The organism is Pantoea sp. PGP6 (assembly GCF_053474785.1).
On record NZ_JBQBMA010000003.1, the window covers coordinates 115,760 to 132,897 of the forward strand.

Annotated in this window: 16 protein-coding genes; 11 read left to right on the plus strand and 5 right to left on the minus strand. The window is 49.5% G+C overall.

Annotation, left to right across the window (positions count from 1 at the left end; translation table 11 throughout):
• Positions 1 to 47: 47 nt before the first annotated feature.
• Together ACLIBF_RS22965 and ACLIBF_RS22970 are read right to left on the minus strand one after the other, a co-directional pair.
• The gene (locus ACLIBF_RS22965; protein ID WP_448310766.1) at positions 48 to 680 is read right to left on the minus strand and encodes a helix-turn-helix transcriptional regulator; all 633 of its coding nucleotides are present in this window, start codon (positions 678 to 680) and stop codon (positions 48 to 50) included.
• A 45-nt stretch (positions 681 to 725) separates the two neighbouring features.
• Positions 726 to 1,316 (minus strand): helix-turn-helix domain-containing protein, encoded by a 591-nt coding sequence (locus ACLIBF_RS22970; protein WP_046289396.1) that lies wholly within the window; start codon positions 1,314 to 1,316, stop codon positions 726 to 728.
• Between the two features lie 1,032 nt (positions 1,317 to 2,348).
• Here ACLIBF_RS22970 and ACLIBF_RS22975 point away from each other — a divergent pair.
• The 11 genes from ACLIBF_RS22975 (at position 2,349) to ACLIBF_RS23025 (ending at position 14,019) form a co-directional block, all read left to right on the plus strand.
• Positions 2,349 to 2,663, plus strand: a complete 315-nt coding sequence (locus ACLIBF_RS22975) for a hypothetical protein (RefSeq protein ID WP_031378153.1) — start codon at positions 2,349 to 2,351, stop codon at positions 2,661 to 2,663.
• Between the two features lie 12 nt (positions 2,664 to 2,675).
• Positions 2,676 to 2,900, plus strand: coding sequence for a hypothetical protein (locus ACLIBF_RS22980; protein WP_031378154.1), 225 nt, complete (start codon positions 2,676 to 2,678; stop codon positions 2,898 to 2,900).
• Positions 2,901 to 3,012: 112 nt separating this feature from the next.
• Positions 3,013 to 3,543 (plus strand): fimbrial protein, encoded by a 531-nt coding sequence (locus tag ACLIBF_RS22985; RefSeq protein WP_031378155.1) that lies wholly within the window; start codon positions 3,013 to 3,015, stop codon positions 3,541 to 3,543.
• A 64-nt stretch (positions 3,544 to 3,607) separates the two neighbouring features.
• Positions 3,608 to 4,345: a fimbrial biogenesis chaperone gene (locus ACLIBF_RS22990; protein ID WP_448310768.1), complete on the plus strand. Its 738-nt coding sequence runs from the start codon at positions 3,608 to 3,610 to the stop codon at positions 4,343 to 4,345.
• 27 nt (positions 4,346 to 4,372) lie between these two features.
• Complete coding sequence (locus tag ACLIBF_RS22995; protein WP_448310769.1) at positions 4,373 to 6,967, plus strand: fimbria/pilus outer membrane usher protein; 2,595 nt, start codon at positions 4,373 to 4,375, stop codon at positions 6,965 to 6,967.
• An 11-nt stretch (positions 6,968 to 6,978) separates the two neighbouring features.
• Entirely contained in the window at positions 6,979 to 8,034 is a 1,056-nt protein-coding gene (locus ACLIBF_RS23000) for a fimbrial protein (RefSeq protein ID WP_279811306.1), read from the plus strand.
• A 63-nt stretch (positions 8,035 to 8,097) separates the two neighbouring features.
• Entirely contained in the window at positions 8,098 to 8,754 is a 657-nt protein-coding gene (locus tag ACLIBF_RS23005) for a response regulator transcription factor (RefSeq protein ID WP_046289394.1), read from the plus strand.
• 35 nt (positions 8,755 to 8,789) lie between these two features.
• Positions 8,790 to 10,112: a TolC family outer membrane protein gene (locus ACLIBF_RS23010; RefSeq protein WP_448310771.1), complete on the plus strand. Its 1,323-nt coding sequence runs from the start codon at positions 8,790 to 8,792 to the stop codon at positions 10,110 to 10,112.
• A 26-nt stretch (positions 10,113 to 10,138) separates the two neighbouring features.
• A complete protein-coding gene (locus ACLIBF_RS23015) occupies positions 10,139 to 11,398 on the plus strand; it encodes an HlyD family secretion protein (protein WP_279811313.1) in 1,260 nt (419 codons plus the stop codon).
• A gap of 16 nt (positions 11,399 to 11,414) precedes the next feature.
• On the plus strand, positions 11,415 to 13,604 hold the full coding sequence (locus ACLIBF_RS23020; protein WP_448310772.1) for a peptidase domain-containing ABC transporter: 2,190 nt from the start codon (positions 11,415 to 11,417) through the stop codon (positions 13,602 to 13,604).
• A complete protein-coding gene (locus tag ACLIBF_RS23025; RefSeq protein WP_238585856.1) occupies positions 13,561 to 14,019 on the plus strand; it encodes a DcrB-related protein in 459 nt (152 codons plus the stop codon). Before ACLIBF_RS23020 ends, ACLIBF_RS23025 begins: the two co-directional genes overlap by 44 nt.
• Before the next feature lie 330 nt (positions 14,020 to 14,349).
• Here ACLIBF_RS23025 and ACLIBF_RS23030 read toward each other — a convergent pair whose 3' ends face one another.
• From ACLIBF_RS23030 to ACLIBF_RS23040, 3 genes are all read right to left on the minus strand, one after another.
• Positions 14,350 to 15,270, minus strand: a complete 921-nt coding sequence (locus tag ACLIBF_RS23030) for a substrate-binding domain-containing protein (protein ID WP_031378161.1) — start codon at positions 15,268 to 15,270, stop codon at positions 14,350 to 14,352.
• 72 nt (positions 15,271 to 15,342) lie between these two features.
• A complete protein-coding gene (locus ACLIBF_RS23035) occupies positions 15,343 to 16,122 on the minus strand; it encodes a TIM barrel protein (protein WP_046289390.1) in 780 nt (259 codons plus the stop codon).
• On the minus strand, positions 16,122 to 17,135 hold the full coding sequence (locus tag ACLIBF_RS23040; RefSeq protein WP_046289389.1) for a Gfo/Idh/MocA family oxidoreductase: 1,014 nt from the start codon (positions 17,133 to 17,135) through the stop codon (positions 16,122 to 16,124). Before ACLIBF_RS23040 ends, ACLIBF_RS23035 begins: the two co-directional genes overlap by 1 nt.
• Positions 17,136 to 17,138: the final 3 nt, after the last annotated feature.

The window sequence follows — 17,138 nt, forward strand, 5'->3', positions numbered from 1 at the left end:
TGATGAAATGTGGATAGCGGATGCACGTTTAACAACGTGCATCCGCTCTATGCATCTTCTATTACACCTTTATATAATTCGATTAAAGAAACAGTATTGAGGAAAGCATGAAACTCGTAATCTCCCTTGATATTGTATTTTTTCATCACGTTATACTTATGCGCGTAAACCGTTTTCACTGACAGGCCGAGGAACTGTGCCGTATGCTGAACATTGTTCCCTTTCTTGAGAAAACTCATTACCTGTAACTGCACCAGTGAAATACGGGAAAAGCAGCAGCGTTTACAGTCTGATGGGTGATAGTCACGCATTGGATCATCATGCGCCTTCAACCAGGCTTTAATAATCTTATTTTTGATGTTGGTGACGTTCTCGTTCCACGAGATCACGGTTAACGACTGATAGCACACCGGCATATGTTCAGCGATAATTTTGTCAGGCTGCTCGGTAAAGACCAGCAGTACACTCCCGCTTTTGCGGTACTGGTAAGCAGGCTGACACAAATAAAGTCGCCATAGCGAGACACTGATGATCACTATGTCTGCCTTTGCCAGGTTCTCACTATCAAACCCGGTCAGAAATCCGACGTTCGCGCTAAAAAGGAAAGCCTCATTAATCAGCTCAGATATGCCGAATCTGAAATAATAGTTATCGTCCTTGCAGATAATCTTAACATCCATTTTTTTTCCTTTTACATCCAGATATCCGAGCCTAAGGGTGTCCTGCTAGGTAAACTTACCGTTAATCAATTCCAGCTCCCCTTTCTCTTTCAGATCCTTTAAAACCCGACAGATAGAACTTTTTGAAAGGTGAGAGCTATGCTCAATCAGGTAAAGTGCAGAGAAACGCCGCTTCAGGTGCGGAGGTAATTTTGTCCAGCGGCCAATTAAAGAAAGCACTTCATCGTAAGAGTTGCTTTTCGGTAACTGGATGTAGCTCATCAGATCAGAATACTGACCCGAGAGAATTGACATCGCATCGTTGAACAGATTTTTTTCAAAAACCAGCATCCAGAACTTTTCATAGTCAATAAAGCTTATCTTGCCGTAATCAACCCTTTCAAGATATATCGGGGGCTCATCCAGCGCCGGTGTTACCCCAACTACCGCCGGCGCGGATAAGATGTTGAGGACTTTATTCTCTCCTTTAATTTTAACCAGAAAATCGCCATCCAGAATGAACATTACCCGGCGAACGTTATCCTTCGTTAAATGATAGCGGCGCTTTCCGCGCGATATCTCATCGGGATTAGCGATTTGGGTATAACCCGCCAATGCGTCGATGATTCGCTCATGATTTTCAGTCACTCTATGCATATCGATTAACTCAATCCAATTGATAGACAAGGCAAGGCTGACTACCTCGTTATCGGTATTTCAATTATAAAAAAACCAGTCTGCGCTGTTCTCTTTGCTTAGTGCTGGCGAATCGATTTCTATAGCTACTTATCCTTAAAATCCGAGGCATGAGAAAAGAGGGTTATCGGTTTCGCTATAATAAAATCAGTCCGGTAAAATTCAATCCCACAAACCCGTGAAAAGGAAGGATCAAAATCCAGCAACAAAGAAAACAACCACACCATACACTGCTAACAACTTATTTTTCAGATCATATATCCGCGAAACTGAGATATAATTATTGTGTTATAACTTTTTTCTGAAAATTTGTATTTTACATCACCATATGAATACCTATGTTATCTGGTCGATTTGTAAAACATTTAATATCACAAATATTTAATTATAAAAGTACATTTGAAATACCCCTTTCATTTGTGGAACCAATGTTAATACGCGAGCAAAAACAATTCCTGGTCTGAAAGAGTCATCATTCTTAAAATTAACCAGGCGAGTCTCAAAACAGAGATTTAAAGAGTCGAATCAAATTTACTTAGGGTTTTATTCTGATAATTTGAGGTCAATAAGCCTAAAACACCAAACAAGAGGCAGGCAGGCTGTAAAGTTATGTGGCATTAAGAAAGGATGATTCAACTAAATGGATTAACTTGTCAGGGACCTGCCTGGCTTAATGACAAATGTATTTGCAGTTGACCTGATCCTACCCTCGGTGAGAACGGACATTAATGTCCGCTAACGAAAGCGGTAATAAGAGCTGACCAATAAACCGCAGATATTCCCTGGAAAAAGTAGCGCTTATGCCAATACCCCATAAGCATTATATTATCATCATGAAGGTTAAATTTTTGTAGTCAAAATAACAGGAATATTACTCAGCATTAAAACCCATTAAATTATGGATAATTTACTATTTAAATTGAGTCAATTAATCCATTTAATAACGCAGCTCAAATGAGAGGGCAAAAAAAATAAATATAGGGAGATAGGTAAGTGAGAGAGTTAACTTCTTTTGAAATGCAGCATGTTTCAGGCGCAGGTTTTTTTGATTTTGTTGGTGCAGTTGTTGTTGGCTCATTGGCTGGCGTCACCGCTTTCGGTTTGAAGTGGGCAATGAGCGGCGGAAGCGCGGGCGGCGTCCTGGGTGTAGGTCTTATTTCCGGCGCCGCAGGCTTAATTATCGGTGCCTCTGTCGGCCTGGTGATGGGTGCGATGTATGGCGCGCTAAATGGCTGGGATCCCACAGTCGCCTGGTTTAACCAGATTGTCGAAAATCAGTTTGATTTAGATACCAAGCCCGTTACCTGATAAGGAAATAACATGCGTGAATTAAAACAAAATGAGATTTCAACCGTCAGCGGCGGATCACTGACCTCAATGATCCTCGACTTTTTTAAAGGCCTGCATTCCCCTTCGCAGGAGGAATCCACCGAACGGACCCGTCCGGAAGGTATTCCTCCGGTGAACACCATCAGTGGTGAAGCCTTTGGCATGGGTATTGTCGGTGTAGTTACTGCGCTGGTGTTTGGCCTGCTGTTTTTTTAATTTACAGGAGAGGGTTATTTCTCCGGTAAATCCGTTATGAGCAGTTACGGCTTATCGTAACGACTCATTGTTAGTGCAATTCATTTTTTTATTTTTATACAAAGGAAAGTATATGAAAAAGGTATCAATGATTTCTCTCGGTCTGTTGCTGGCAGCGGCTCAGGTTAATGCAGCAGAAGCATCTGATGGCACCATCAGCTTTAATGGTCAGATCAACAGCCAGACCTGTACCGTTAGCGTCAACGGTGGCTCAAGCACCGGTACCGTAGTACTGCCAACCGTTTCTTCTAGCCTGCTGAAAACAAAAGGTCAGACGGCAGGAAGCACCCGCTTCACTATTGATCTGACCGAGTGTGCTACCAAGACCGGTAACGTTTATGCCTACTTCGAACAGGGTGCTAACGTTAATGCCGATGGCCGTCTGATCAACACCGGCACCGCAGCAAACGTTGATCTGCAGCTGCTGGATAAGGTTAACAATGCGCTGAACGCCGGTAGCACCGAGCAGACTACTTCTCCGACCACGGCAGCACTGGATCAAGGTGCGGCAACCCTGACCTATGCCGCTCAGTACTATGCAACGGCTGCTGCCTCTTCAGGTACCGTTGCTTCATCAGTGACTTATTCAATCAATTACCTCTAATTGATCAGGGTGGGGAGTCATCCTCCCCGCCTTTTCTCTTCTTTTTTAGATATTCATTCATCTTATGAAAAAAAAAAGTTTTAACCTCATCCCTTCACTGCTGCTTGCCGGCTCCCTTTCTGCGCCCTCTCTCGCCAGTGTGACCATTATCGGTACCCGGGTAATTTACCCTGCTGCCGAAAAAGAGGTGACGGTGCGGCTGGATAACCGTAGCGAGCGTCCTGCGCTGGTTCAGGCATGGATCGACGATGGCGATGTAAATCAGGCAATGGATAAAATTAACGTTCCTTTTGTCTTACTGCCGCCGGTATTCCGTATGGAAGCCAATAAAGGACAAACGTTACGCATCGTATTTACCGGCAGCGATCTTCCTGCCACTAAAGAGTCAATATACTGGCTCAACGTGCTGGATATTCCCCCCCGCGATAAAAGTCTGGCTGATAAAAACCAGCTGCAAATGGCGATCAGAAGCCGTATTAAACTCTTTTATCGACCAACTCCTTTAGACTACAAAGGCGCGCTAGCCGCGGCTAATATGCTGGTCTGGCGTAAGGGTAATAAAACCAACCAATTAACCGCAGTAAATAACTCGCCTTATTACATAAACGTGGCGCAAATTACCGCGGAAGATACGACCGGCCGTAAAATCGCCAGTGAAAAAGGCGACATGCTGGAACCCGGTGGAAGCAAAGATTTCACCCTGAAAGGGGCAAACGTAAACCTTATAAAATCCACGTTCCATTACCAGTATCTGGATGATTATGGTGCCGCGCAGGAAGTCGAAGGAAAAATCAGCCAGTAATCCGGATGGTGATCATTAAGGGTAATCATGATGGCAAGGACAGTCTCTGTAAAACCGCCAGTGGGCAGACATTTCTGTCGCTCTTTTTTAGCGCTATGTCTTACCGCAGTAACAACCTCAGCCCTGGCTGACAATAATTTCGACTTTGACGAATCCTTTGTAAAGAATTTACCTGGGGTGAAGATTGATGTATCCCGTTACGCCAATGGTAACCCGATTGACCCCGGTATTTATACGCTGGATATCTTTCTTAATGGCCGGCAGGTCAGCCGTGATAATGTCCGGGTTGTTCGAGAGGGTAACGCGGCACGGGCGTGTCTTTCGTACCAACTGGTAAAAAACCTTTCCCTCAGGGAGAGCGTTTTTAATTCGAAGCAAGCGGAAGCGTTACGATCCGGAAAAGATTGCCTGTCACTCGAAGACGTTATCGAAGACAGTAATGCTGCAATAAACAGTGCAGATATGCAAATGGATATATCTATTCCGCAAATCTATTTACTGCGTTCGGCACGCGGCTATGTCGCACCTGAATTCTGGGATAACGGTGAAACGGCTTTAACCCTGAATTATAACACCAACTACTATCGTTCTGTTTACAGCGGCGGCCGTGAATATGACTCATTCTATGGTCGGGCGCTGGCAGGTTTCAACGTGGGCGGCTGGATGTTCCGTCACGATGGTGCGCTCAGCTGGCAACGTCAGCAGGGTAGCGAAAATCACCATTACGACGACATCAATACTTATGTACAGCGTGATATTCCCCGATTGAAATCGCGTTTACTGCTGGGTGAAGGCAATACCAGCGGTGACATTTTCGATACCCTCTCCTTTCGGGGCGTGCAGATTTCAACGGTCGATCAGATGTGGCCCGATTCACAGCGTGGCTATGCGCCGGAAATTCGTGGCGTAGCCCGAACCAATGCTCAGGTCACCGTCAGCCAGAACGGCAGCAAAATCTACGAGACGACCGTCTCACCGGGTGCTTTTAGTATTACCGACCTTTACCCGACCGGATACGGTGGAGATTTAGAGGTTACCGTTAAAGAAGCTGACGGCAGTGAAAGCCGTTTTTCGGTTCCTTACGCAGCGATGGCGCGATTAAAACGTCCCGGCATGACCTATTATTCCCTGACCGGTGGCGTATCACGGCGCGATAATATGGCGTATACCCCGTCAGTTTATCAGGGCACCCTTCAGCATGGCTTCAGTAATATTCTGACCGGCTACACCGGATTTCTGGCTTCGGATAATTATGCCTCACTGTTAATCGGTGGCGCGCTTGGTTTACCGATTGGCGCCCTTTCGATGGATATCACCACCGCGCAGACAAAATATGCCGATGAGAAGAAGCAGGGTGTCAGTTATCGCGCGACATACAGTAAGAAAGTCTCTGAGACCAACACCAACTTCACACTCGCGGCTTATCGCTTTTCATCATCCGGCTATTACAGTTTTGACAATGCGTTGCAAATTAACAGCTATTATAAAAAACACCGCAAAAATGGCACCGCAAATTACCTTTCGCGTCCTAAGCAATGTTTTTCAATGACCGCCAGCCAAAACTTTGAAGATTCATTTGGGAGTCTCTATCTTACTGGTTTCATTCAAAACTACTGGAATGATACCGGTACCAATACGCAATTTCAGCTGGGCTACAATAATATAATTGGCCGCGTCGCCTATACAATTTCCGCGAACCGATTATTATATTCAACCGGCGGACAGGACACACAACTATCACTTGATTTCTCTGTTCCATTAGGCAGCGATAACCGACATTATTTAACCGGCAGTGCGACGCAAACAAAAGATGGCGTCAATGCACAAACGGCAATTAATGGTGTTCTGGGCGAGCAGAATCAGATTAATTATAACGCTGGCGTTGCCCGTGATGTTGAAAATAATCAATCAGCCTCGGTTGGTGGACAATATCGGTCGCCTTACAGCACGCTGACCGCCTCTTATACCAAAGGGGAAAACTATTATTCCGCATCAGGTGGAGCCAGCGGTACCGTGATTGCCTTACCGGATAGTCTGACGTTCAGTGCTTATCAGTCATCAACCTATGCCGTAGTGAGCGCAGATGATGCAGAGGGGGCGCGGGTTCTGGGTTATCCCAACATCGTGCTTAACAGCCGTGGTCGGGCGATTGTACCCAATCTGAACCCGTATCGGATAAACGAGCTGGCAATCGATCCGAAGGGCATTCCGCTTGATGTCGAACTGGAATCAACGCAGCAGCGGGTGATTCCGGTAGAAGGCGCGGTGGTCAGACTGGATTATAAAACCAGTAAAGGTAAGCCGCTGCTAATCCGCGCGAACCAGCTCAACGGAAATGCATTACCTTTTGGCGCTTCGGTTAATGATGAAAATGGCAACCTGGTTACCACCGTCTCTCAGGGTGGACAGATTTACGTCAGGTTGAACAAAGATGTCAGCCGCCTGCATGTCTCATGGGGTAAAGCGCCCATGGATAATTGCCTGGTAAACCTTGAATCGGGTGCAGTGCAGACCAGCGATAATAAATCACTGGCCAGACTCACCACAATATGTAGCAGCGATCAGAATCAGCCTGTTCGCTATGTTTCCAATAGCGTAAACGAAAATGACAGTCAGGGTTAAGCGGGTGAATCATGATGAATTTTATTAACACGATAAAAAAAGTGGCCGGAATATTCACGCTAACCCTGACTGCATTCACTGGCGTTATGCTGTCGGCTACGAATACCTACGCGGATGCAGATACCGAATTAATCTGTAAAGCACCGATGACCACCAACGCATTGGATTTGAGAACCCTCGGGATTACGCTGTCATCTGCCATTCCTATTGGTACCGTGGTTTATCAGGGGGAAATGAAAGTTGATGTGCAATGCGGCATCAACTTCCTCGACTACAGAGACGGTCTGACGGGTGAAGTTTATTTCAAACGGTTGAATATTGCTGAAGGATCGCTGGGGTATGGGCTAACGCTGTATCTGGGCTATGGCGGTGAATATTCTAATGAAGCAGGCAACATCCCGACAGGACAGATGGTCAGCACCTATGCTGGGATCACCGGTGGCGGTATTCTGAATAATTATACCGAGTTCTCACTGACCGTCCCATTCAAAATTGTGCGAACCTCCTCCTCACTGACGCCGATTACGCGCACCACCCTCAGTATGTTCCGGGTAGGTTCACTGGTGACAGGCAGCGATGAACAATATGTCGCTACTAATCTCAGAAATAACGCGATTACGGTAAAAGATGAAACCTGCTCGGTCGCCGGTAATGTCACTCAGCAAGTTCCCTTAGGGAGTTATTCCCTGAGTAAAAGCGGTGGATTAGGCGCCGGTGTTGGACAGACCAGCAAGCTGGTTTCTTTTGATGTCCAGCTCAATTGTGAATCGCTGTTATCAGGCACCTTTGATGTACTGATGCAGTTCGATGGCAATGCGGTCAGTGGTTTAGCGGATTCCGGTGTGGTGGCCCTGAATAGCAGTTCTACTGCGCGTGGCGTTGGCGTGCAGATACTGAATGAAAGCCAGCACCCGATTCCCCTGGCCGTACCTTTTACCGTTGCCTCGTATCCGATCTCCGCAGCGTTAATCAACGTGCCTTTATATGCCCGTTATTATCAGACGGCGGAGACGGTAGGTCCAGGAAGTGCCAATGCAGTAGCGACTTATACATTAAGTTACCAGTAAACAGGCGCAGGGCAGTTATCTGCCCTGCTTTTATCCCACTCTGACTGATCAAAGGATTCTTCAGTGGTTTCGCCCCCAACAAAAAATACGCTACGGATTGGTGTATCTGATGAGAGTCCATTCATTGTGTACGCAGTCCAGTCGATTTTCTCAACCGAATTTGTTCAGCATGAAATTCATGCTTATCCGGTTGAGAAAGAAGGTTTACTTTTACATCTTAAGGAGGACACACCCGATATCCTGATTACCGATTTTAATTTTGAACGCTATGATTTAAATGGCGTGAAGAAAATTGAGGAGATCCATAAGCAGCTACCTGAGCTGAACATTATTATCTTTACTGCGCAGAACAGCCAGGCGGTATTAAACAAGCTTTTGCAGATACCCGTCATCGGCATTGTGAGTAAACGGGATGACTGCAGGCAACTGGTCGATGCTTTCAGGTGGATATGCTCATCCAACAAAGGGATTTATTATTCTGAAAAAATGAAATGCCTGGCCCATGAGATGAAAACAGGCACAACCAACAGTCTGCTATCGCCGTCAGAAAACGAAATCATTCGATTATTCGCGATGGGGCATAGCCTGATGGATATTGCCAAAATACGAAAGCGCAGCGTCAGCACCATTGCCACGCAAAAATATAATGCAATGAGAAAGCTTCACCTGCACTCCAATACCGAGTTGATCAAATATGTTTTTGCCCAGGAATTAATTTAACCCAGGCATTTTTACTGTATGAAACAGCGAATAATATGAAAACTTATTACTTAAACAGATTTGTGCTGGCCGTTATCTGCATGCCGGCTTATACGCACGCCGCAAATTTACAACAAGCCGCGCAGGCGGCGTTAAATTACGATTCGGCATTACAGGCCAGTAAGCAAACCAGCGAAGCCGATAAACAGAAATACTGGCAGGGAATGTCAGGAATGCTGCCGACACTCACGCTTGAAGGAAGCTGGGATCGTCAGGAGCAGCCGGACAAGAAATACCAGAGTGGCGTGACATCGCATAATTATAATGTTCGCGTCAGACAACCGCTGTTTGACATGAGCAAATATGCGGGCTGGCGAAAAGGCGCGGCGATCGCCAATACCGCCGACGCTCAGGCCCGTCAGGCTGAAGAAAAACTGCTGGGCACGGTGGCTAATGCCTATTTTACCGTGCTGTATCAGCAGGAAGTTTTACAGGCCGCGCAAGCGGCAAGTCATAACTTCAAGCAGCAGATGGAAAAGCTGCAGGCCGGTTTGAACAACGGCCAGAACACCCGTACCGAGGTAGATGAGGCGAAAGCGAACTACGCTATCGCACAGGCGAAACAGATCGAAGCCAGCAATCAGTTGTTACTGGCAGGTGAAGCAGTGCGGCGGCTGTCAGGCGTTAATCCGGATACGCTGGAGCCGGTTAACTTTCAGTGCCTTAACGCCGCCCCCTATTCCACCTTATCTGAAGCGATCAGCGCCAGTCAGCAGCGTAACAACGATATTAAAGTTGCCATGTTTCAGCACGATCAGGCGGATGCCGATGTGCTGGCCGCCGATGCGGCGCACCTGCCAGTGGTGTCGCTTTATGCCAGCTATGGCACCAACTGGAGCCGCAACGATAATGATCAGAACTTCCTCTATGACGCTATTTTCGGTACTAACTCGAAAACGAATAATCTGCAATATGGAGTAAACGTCTCTGTGCCGCTGTTTGCCGGCGGCAGTCAATTGTCACAATCCTTTGAGGCGGCCTACCGCCGCGAGTCCTCGCGATTCAGCATTATTGAAGCCCAGCGCAAAGCGGTGCAGGAAACACGTTCCGCCTGGCTTAGTCTCACTAATGGCAAAGCGCTGATCAACGCTGAAAAAAATGCAGTTTCATCGGCGTGGGAAAAAGTCGTCTCGGTGAAATATGGCCGCGAGATGGGTTTTCGCACGGTTAACGACGAAATGGATGCTCAGCAAAAATATTACAGCGCGCTGAAAGATCAGGCGGAAGCTCGATTTAATTATCTCAATGCTCTGCTTAATCTGGCCCAAAGCACCGGATCGTTATCAATCGAAATGCTGAATTTTTTTCAGTGTCGTTAATTCACCCTCTTACGATGAATAGTTAAATGGAACAGTCACTTTTTCGCCAGGAAGCACTTGATGCTGCCAATCGCGGCAGTCTGGGCACCGTCGCACTTTATTGTCCTCCCTACCGATGGCTGGTTATTTCCATCGTGGTCGTCATTACTGCTGCGACAACGCTCTTTTTTATTTTTGGTAGCTATACCAAATATGAGTCCTCTACCGGGGAGTTATTACCTAAAAACGGCATGTTGATCATCCCGCCGCCCGTAAGCGCAACGGTTATCGCTATTCCGGTTAAAGAAGGCCAGCGGGTCGAGAAAGGCGATGTACTGATGGTGTTGTCATCAGAAGTCTCGACGCAATTTGGCCAGACCCGCCAGGTAGTGGCTGAAAACCTGTCGGCACAACGTGAACGTCTGCAGCAGGATCTAAAAACCCTCAGCAAGCTGCATGAGGTTGAAATGCAGGGGCTGAAAGAGACCATCAACAGCCTGAAATTACAGCAAGAACAGCTGCGGCTGCAGATGACCCATCGCCGAAAACAGGTTGAGCTGGCGCGCTTGCAGCTAACCAAGCTGAATGCGATGCATGACCAGGGCTATGCCTCGAATCGTCAAATGGAAGAGCAGGAGTCGGCCTTGCTCGACAGTCAGGCCCGCTACCAGGAGTATCAACGGCAGCTGCTGGATATTGCTCAGAAGATCCTGCAGGCGCAGCAGCAACTGCACCAGAAGCCGCTTGATGACGCGAAAAAGCGTAACGATATAGAGCGACAGCTGGCGGACAACCGTCAGTCACAGGTTGAAAATGAAGCGCGCCGTTCGTTTGAATTGCGTGCGCCGAAAAGCGGCTACGTTGGCATGATTATGATCAAGAACGGTCAGATGCTGAGTGCAGGCCAGTCAGCCATGGCGATCCTTCCCAGTGACAGTGAACTGGTGGCGCGCATCATGGTAAACACCCAATCGATCGGTTTTATCCAGGCCGGACAACGCGTTGTGCTGCGTTACAAAGCCTTCCCATATCAAAAGTTCGGTCAGCAATATGGCAAAGTCATCGAAGTCTCACGCACAGCCCTCACCCCGCAGGAAGTTTCAACCTTAACCGGGAAAAACAATATCCAGGAACAGCAGTACCGGGTACTGGTGGCGCTGGATAAGCAGACCATTAAAGCCTACCTGCAAAACGAACCGCTGAAACCCGGTATGGCGCTGGACGCCGATTTTATTGTCGACAAACGTCGTCTGTACGAGTGGGTCCTGGAGCCGTTATTCGCGCTCGGCCACAAAATTTCGCTCTGATTAAAAGGTCTGTGCTGTGTTGTTAAAAGATAAACTTAATTTCAGATGGTTTAACCGTCTGCCGATGATCCGCCAGTCACAAGCGACCGAATGCGGGCTGGCCTGCCTGGGGATGGTTGCCAACTACCACGGGCATGAGATCGATATGATCACCCTGCGCCGGCGGTTTGCTACCTCGCTCAAAGGCGCCACGCTGGCCGATGTGATTGCAATGGCACAACAGCTGAATATGAGTTCGCGCGCGCTGCGGGTCGATCTTGAAGAGCTGTCTAAGCTGCGCATGCCCTGTATTCTGCACTGGGAACTGAACCACTTTGTGGTACTGAAAAAAGTCCGCGGCAATAAGATCACGCTGCACGATCCCGCACGCGGAATCCGCGAGCTGACGTTCGCCGAGGCCTCGAAAGCGTTCACCGGCGTGGCGTTAGAACTGATTCCCTCTTCAACCTTCGAAGTGAAGGAAGAAAAAGCCAGCATCTCAATGATGAAGCTGGTCGGCAGCGTCACCGGCGTCAAATCGGCATTCTGTCAGGTGCTGATTCTGTCGGTAGTGCTGGAGCTGTTCGGCGTGTTATCCCCGTTCTTTATGCAGTGGGTAATGGATATGGTGCTGGTCTCGGCCGATTATTCGTTGCTTACCCTGCTGGGGGTGGGCTTCATTATGATTGCGCTGTTCCAGACAATGATTTCCGCCCTGCGCTCCTGGGTGATGAGCTGGTTCTCCAGCCAGCTTAGCGTGCAGTGGACGGTCAACGTCTGCCAGCATATGTTGAAGCTGCCGCTCGATTGGTTTGAGTCACGTCACGTCGGCGACATCCTGTCACGCTACGGTTCACTGAATACCATTCAGAGTACCCTGACCTCGCGTTTTATCAGCACCGTGCTGGATGGGGTCATGTCGATCGTCACCGTCATGATGCTGTTTATCTACAATGCCAAACTGGCCTGGTTAGTGATCGCCCTGTTCGTTGCTTATGGATTATTGCGCTTCCTGGCCTATGATCCGGTGCGCCGTGCTAATGAGGAGCAGATCATCAGCTCAGCGCGCACCCAGTCGTCGTTGCTGGAAACGCTACGCGGTATCCAGGCGGTTAAAACTAACAACAAGCAGATCCCGCGTCTCTCTGCCTACATGAATTTTTTGGTGGAGAGTACCAATAAAGGGATCGTGATGCAGAAGCTCAATATCCTGTTTGGATCGGCGCAGGGAATACTGACCTCAGTGGGTCGGGTGGTGCTGGTGTGGCTGGCGGCATTGCAGGTGCTGGATGGCAACTTTTCTGCCGGTATGCTCACCGCGTTCATCAGTTTCTCTGACCAGTTCATGAGCCGCGGGGCGGGTTTAATCAATGCAATTATTGATTTTCGCATGTTGCGCATGCACGGCGAGCGTCTGGCCGACATCGTACTGTCGGAGACAGAACCCTGCGAAGAGGCCAGCCCGAGTCTGCTCGATCACAGCGACGAACCCGAGATCCCTCAGGATATCGCGCTGGAGAATATTTGCTTTCGCTATGCACCCACCGAACCCTGGGTTATTGACGATATCAGCCTGACAATCAAAGCCGGTGAAAGCGTGGCGATTGTCGGTCCGTCTGGTCAGGGTAAAACCACGCTGGCGAAAATTATTCTCGGTTTATTGCATCCGGAGAGTGGCGTCATCACCGTTGGCGGCATGGATATAACCAAGACCGGCTTACAGCATCACCGCAACCGTATTGGCTGTGTGATGCAGGATGATATTCTGTTTTCTGGTTCGATCAGTGAAAATATCAGCTTTTTTGATAATGAACCTGACCATGCAAAAATCACCCGGGTTGCGCGTCTGGCTCAAATTCATGGCGATATCATGAAAATGCCGATGAATTATCAGAGTCTGGTAGGCGATATGGGATCTTTCCTGTCCGGCGGACAGTTACAACGTATTTTACTTGCCAGGGCACTCTATCGGGAGCCGAAGATCCTGGTGCTGGATGAAGCGACCAGCCATCTGGATATTTATAATGAAAAACAGATAAATAACGCCATTAAGCGGATGAACATCACGCGCATAATTATTGCGCACCGCCCGGAAACTATCCGCAGTGCAGACCGAATCGTTATGCTGAACAACGGTAAATTCAGCGAAATAACTGCCGACCAGTTATTTTCACCCGCAGACAATGAAAGAAAAGTGGAAAAAGAAAATGAACAACCAGATATGTAAATTTAGTGAAGGTATGGTTACGATTCCGGAAGGCTATACAGAAAGAACACTTAATACGCTGGCGGATAAGCGATCGGTTTTGCCGCCGATTACGCTGTCACGCGATGCATTAGGCAATCATAACTGCACCGAAGAGTATATAGAGAGCCAGCTTGGCATGTTAAGCAAACAGGTTAAAGACTGGCAGCAGGCACCGGGTGAGAGCATCACATTAGGCGATAACGTCGCGACCGGCCTGCTCATTAGCTATAACTTTTTACGCCCTGATAACCATCGTCAGTACCAGAAACAGGCCATCTTCACCTTTAATACAGATGATTTACTTATTTTCACCCTCTCGAAAGCGTCACCGATTACTGACAAAGAGATGCAGTGTTTCACTGACACCTTAAACAGTTTCAGAACGCACGATTAACGGTTACCCGGCATCACGCCGGGTAATATTGGTTTATTTTTGTTTTTCAGTTGTTTCATGCCTGTCATGAATTTTGCCGCTTTTAAGCGGCTTTTTTTTTATGCTTCCGGCTGTGCCGCTGTTATCACGCCTCAGAAACACGGGCAGGTAAACAGGTCAGACACGGCTTCAGTCAGCATAACGCCAGCTGACGGCTGCCGCATTATGCTGAAATAGCCGGATAGCCTGATTAACACGCCACGCCGGAATGGGTAAGCCAGCGCGCCAGACAAAATATCAACATGCCTGGCGCGGGGGATAAACAGATAAAAATCGGTAAACGGCCAGAATCTATTGCGCACTGGCCGCCGCAAATTCCGTATAATTGTCGTGCGTAATGGTTTTATAAGGGATCCAGTTAATCTCATCCACTTTCTGTTTATCCAGCAGCGCCTTCGCCACTTTTACCGCGCCCGTCGCCTGTCCTTTTGCATCCTGAAAAATGGTCAGCGCCATTTTGCCGGTTTTCACGAACTGCTGACCATCCGGAGTGCCATCAATGCCGGCTACCAGGATATGGCTGTTTTTAGCCTGATTCAGCGCCATAATCGCCCCGATAGCCATTTCATCGTTATTAGCGGCAATCGCATCAATCGGACGCTGGTTGAGCAACCAGCCCGACACCACATCCACCGCTTCATTACGCTGCCAGCGTGCGGTCTGCTTTTCAATAACCGCCATCTGCTGGTACTTTGCGATGACCGCTTCTACTGCGCGCGTGCGCTCCCGCGCCTCTTCGTTCGACAGCGCGCCCATCAGGATGGCGACGTTACCGCGATAGTTCATCCTCTTTGCCAGCGCTTCCATCTGCATTTCACCGCCCAGCGCAGAATCTGAGCCGACATAAGCCATATTTTCCGGCAGCTTAACTTCCGGCTTGCGGTTAACAAACACCAACGGAATGCCTGCTGACCGGGCCGCTTTAATCATCGGTAACACGCCCTGCGTATCCACCGGGTTGAGAATAATGGCATCCACGCCCTGGTTAATGAAATCCTCAACCTGTTGTACCTGTAGCGCAACATCGCCTTTGGCATCAACAAACTGCCCGTCCATCTTCAGCGCGCTGATTTCCCCAATCATCTGGGTGCGCAGGATCGAGACAAAATTAAGGTCAAAGTTTGCCAGTGCCACGCCGATTTTGGGCGTTTTAGCACCGGCTGACACGCTGATCAGCATGCCGAGGAACATCGCAAATAGTCTGGTTTTCATGATCTTATCCTGTAGGGTTTTTTATTATCATAAGTCCGTCGGGCAACAGACAAATACCCGACGGGGAGGTGATTACACGGTAAAATGATCGCGGAACTGGGCCAGTGCCTGTTCGCTGTCACCGGCGGCCCAGCCTTCCAGCGCCACGACGCCGCGATAGCCGACCTGCTCCAGCACGCGGGCAATTGCACGATAGTTGATTTCGCCGGTGCCAGGCTGCATCCGTCCCGGCACATCCGCGACCTGTATTTCTCCGATCGCCGGACCACATCGGCGGATCAGCTCAATCAGATTGCCTTCGCCAATCTGGGCGTGATAGAGATCCAGATTCATCTTCAGCGCCGGACTGTTGACCGCCTCGACCAGCGCCAGCGTATCCGCCGCGCGGGCAAAGGGGGTGCCCGGATGGTCAACCGCCAGGTTAAGGTTCTCGAGGGTAAAGACGCGTCCGGCCCGCTCACCGAGCGCGGCGAGGCGGCGCAGCGTATCAGCCGCTTTGAGCCACATCGCCCCGGTCACTCTCTCCACCGGCCTGATTGCCTGGCCATTCTCGTCCAGTCCGGTGCCGTGCAGATTCAGGCTCGGGCAGTTAAGCCGTTCCGCAATCGCCAGCGACGTTTCAGCACTTTGCAGTAGCGGCTCGATTTGATCCTCATCCGTCAGGTTACCGCTCAGATAGCCGGTCATTGAGGTGAAGCGCGCACCCGTCGCCACCAGCGCATCGATATCCTTATTGGCCCAGTTCCAGATTTCGACTCCAAACCCCAGCGCATGAATACGCTCAACCCGGCGGATAAACGGCATATCGAGAAACACCATCTCGGCACAGACAGATAACTGATAACCGGCCATTAGCGTGCTCCCAGCAAGACAGGCTTGCGCTGCTGCACCGACTCAATACAGGCCAGCGCAATCTCCAGCGCATTGCGGGCATCAATGCCGGTAGCGCGTGGTGTCTCACCGTGCAGGATGCAATGCGCAAACTCGGTCATTTCCGCCACGTAGGCGTCACGCAGCAGATCGGTATCCATCCGTGAGGTTGCTATCGCAATACCGTCGGCGTGATAGCGGACGCAGTTATCCTGATTGATGTTGCCGGCCTGCAGCATGCCTTTGCTGCCAAACACTTCACCACGCACGTCATAACCGTAGACGGCCTGGAAATTGGCTTCGGCCGTGGCAATCGCCCCGTTATCGAAACGGATGGTCACCACAGAGGTATCCAGCAGCCCCTTATCTTTAAAATCGGGACGGACCAGCGCATCCGCCAGCGCATAGACTTCAACCGGTCGGGCACCGGGGTTGAAATGCAGCAAGGTATCGAAGTCGTGGATCAGCGTTTCCAGAAAGATGGTCCACTGCGGGATCGGAGCCGGATCGCGTAAGGCGGGGTCGCGGGTCACCGAGCGGCTTAGCTGGGTAGTGCCGTTTTCACCGGCTTTGACTGCGCTGATGGCGGCGGCAAAGCCGGCGCTGAAGCGACGATTGAAGCCGACCTGTAAAACCACGCCCGCCGTTTTCGCGGCCGCAATTGCCCGGTCAGCTTCCTCCAGCGTCACCGCCATCGGTTTTTCACAAAAGACATGCTTACCGGCCTGCGCGGCGGCAATCACCAGCTCAGCATGGGTGCGGGCCGGTGTCGCAATGGCCACCGCATCAATCTCACTGTCGTTGAGTAATGCCTGCAAGTCGGTATAGGCCTTCTCAACCCCCAGCCGATCGGCCAGGCGCTGCGCGGCACCAGGCTGCAGATCCGCAACGGCGGTCAGGCGGGCACCGGGTACCCGCAGCGCCAGATTCTCCGCATGAAAACTGCCCATTCGGCCTGCGCCAATCAATCCCACACGCACAGTTTTATGATTCATAAC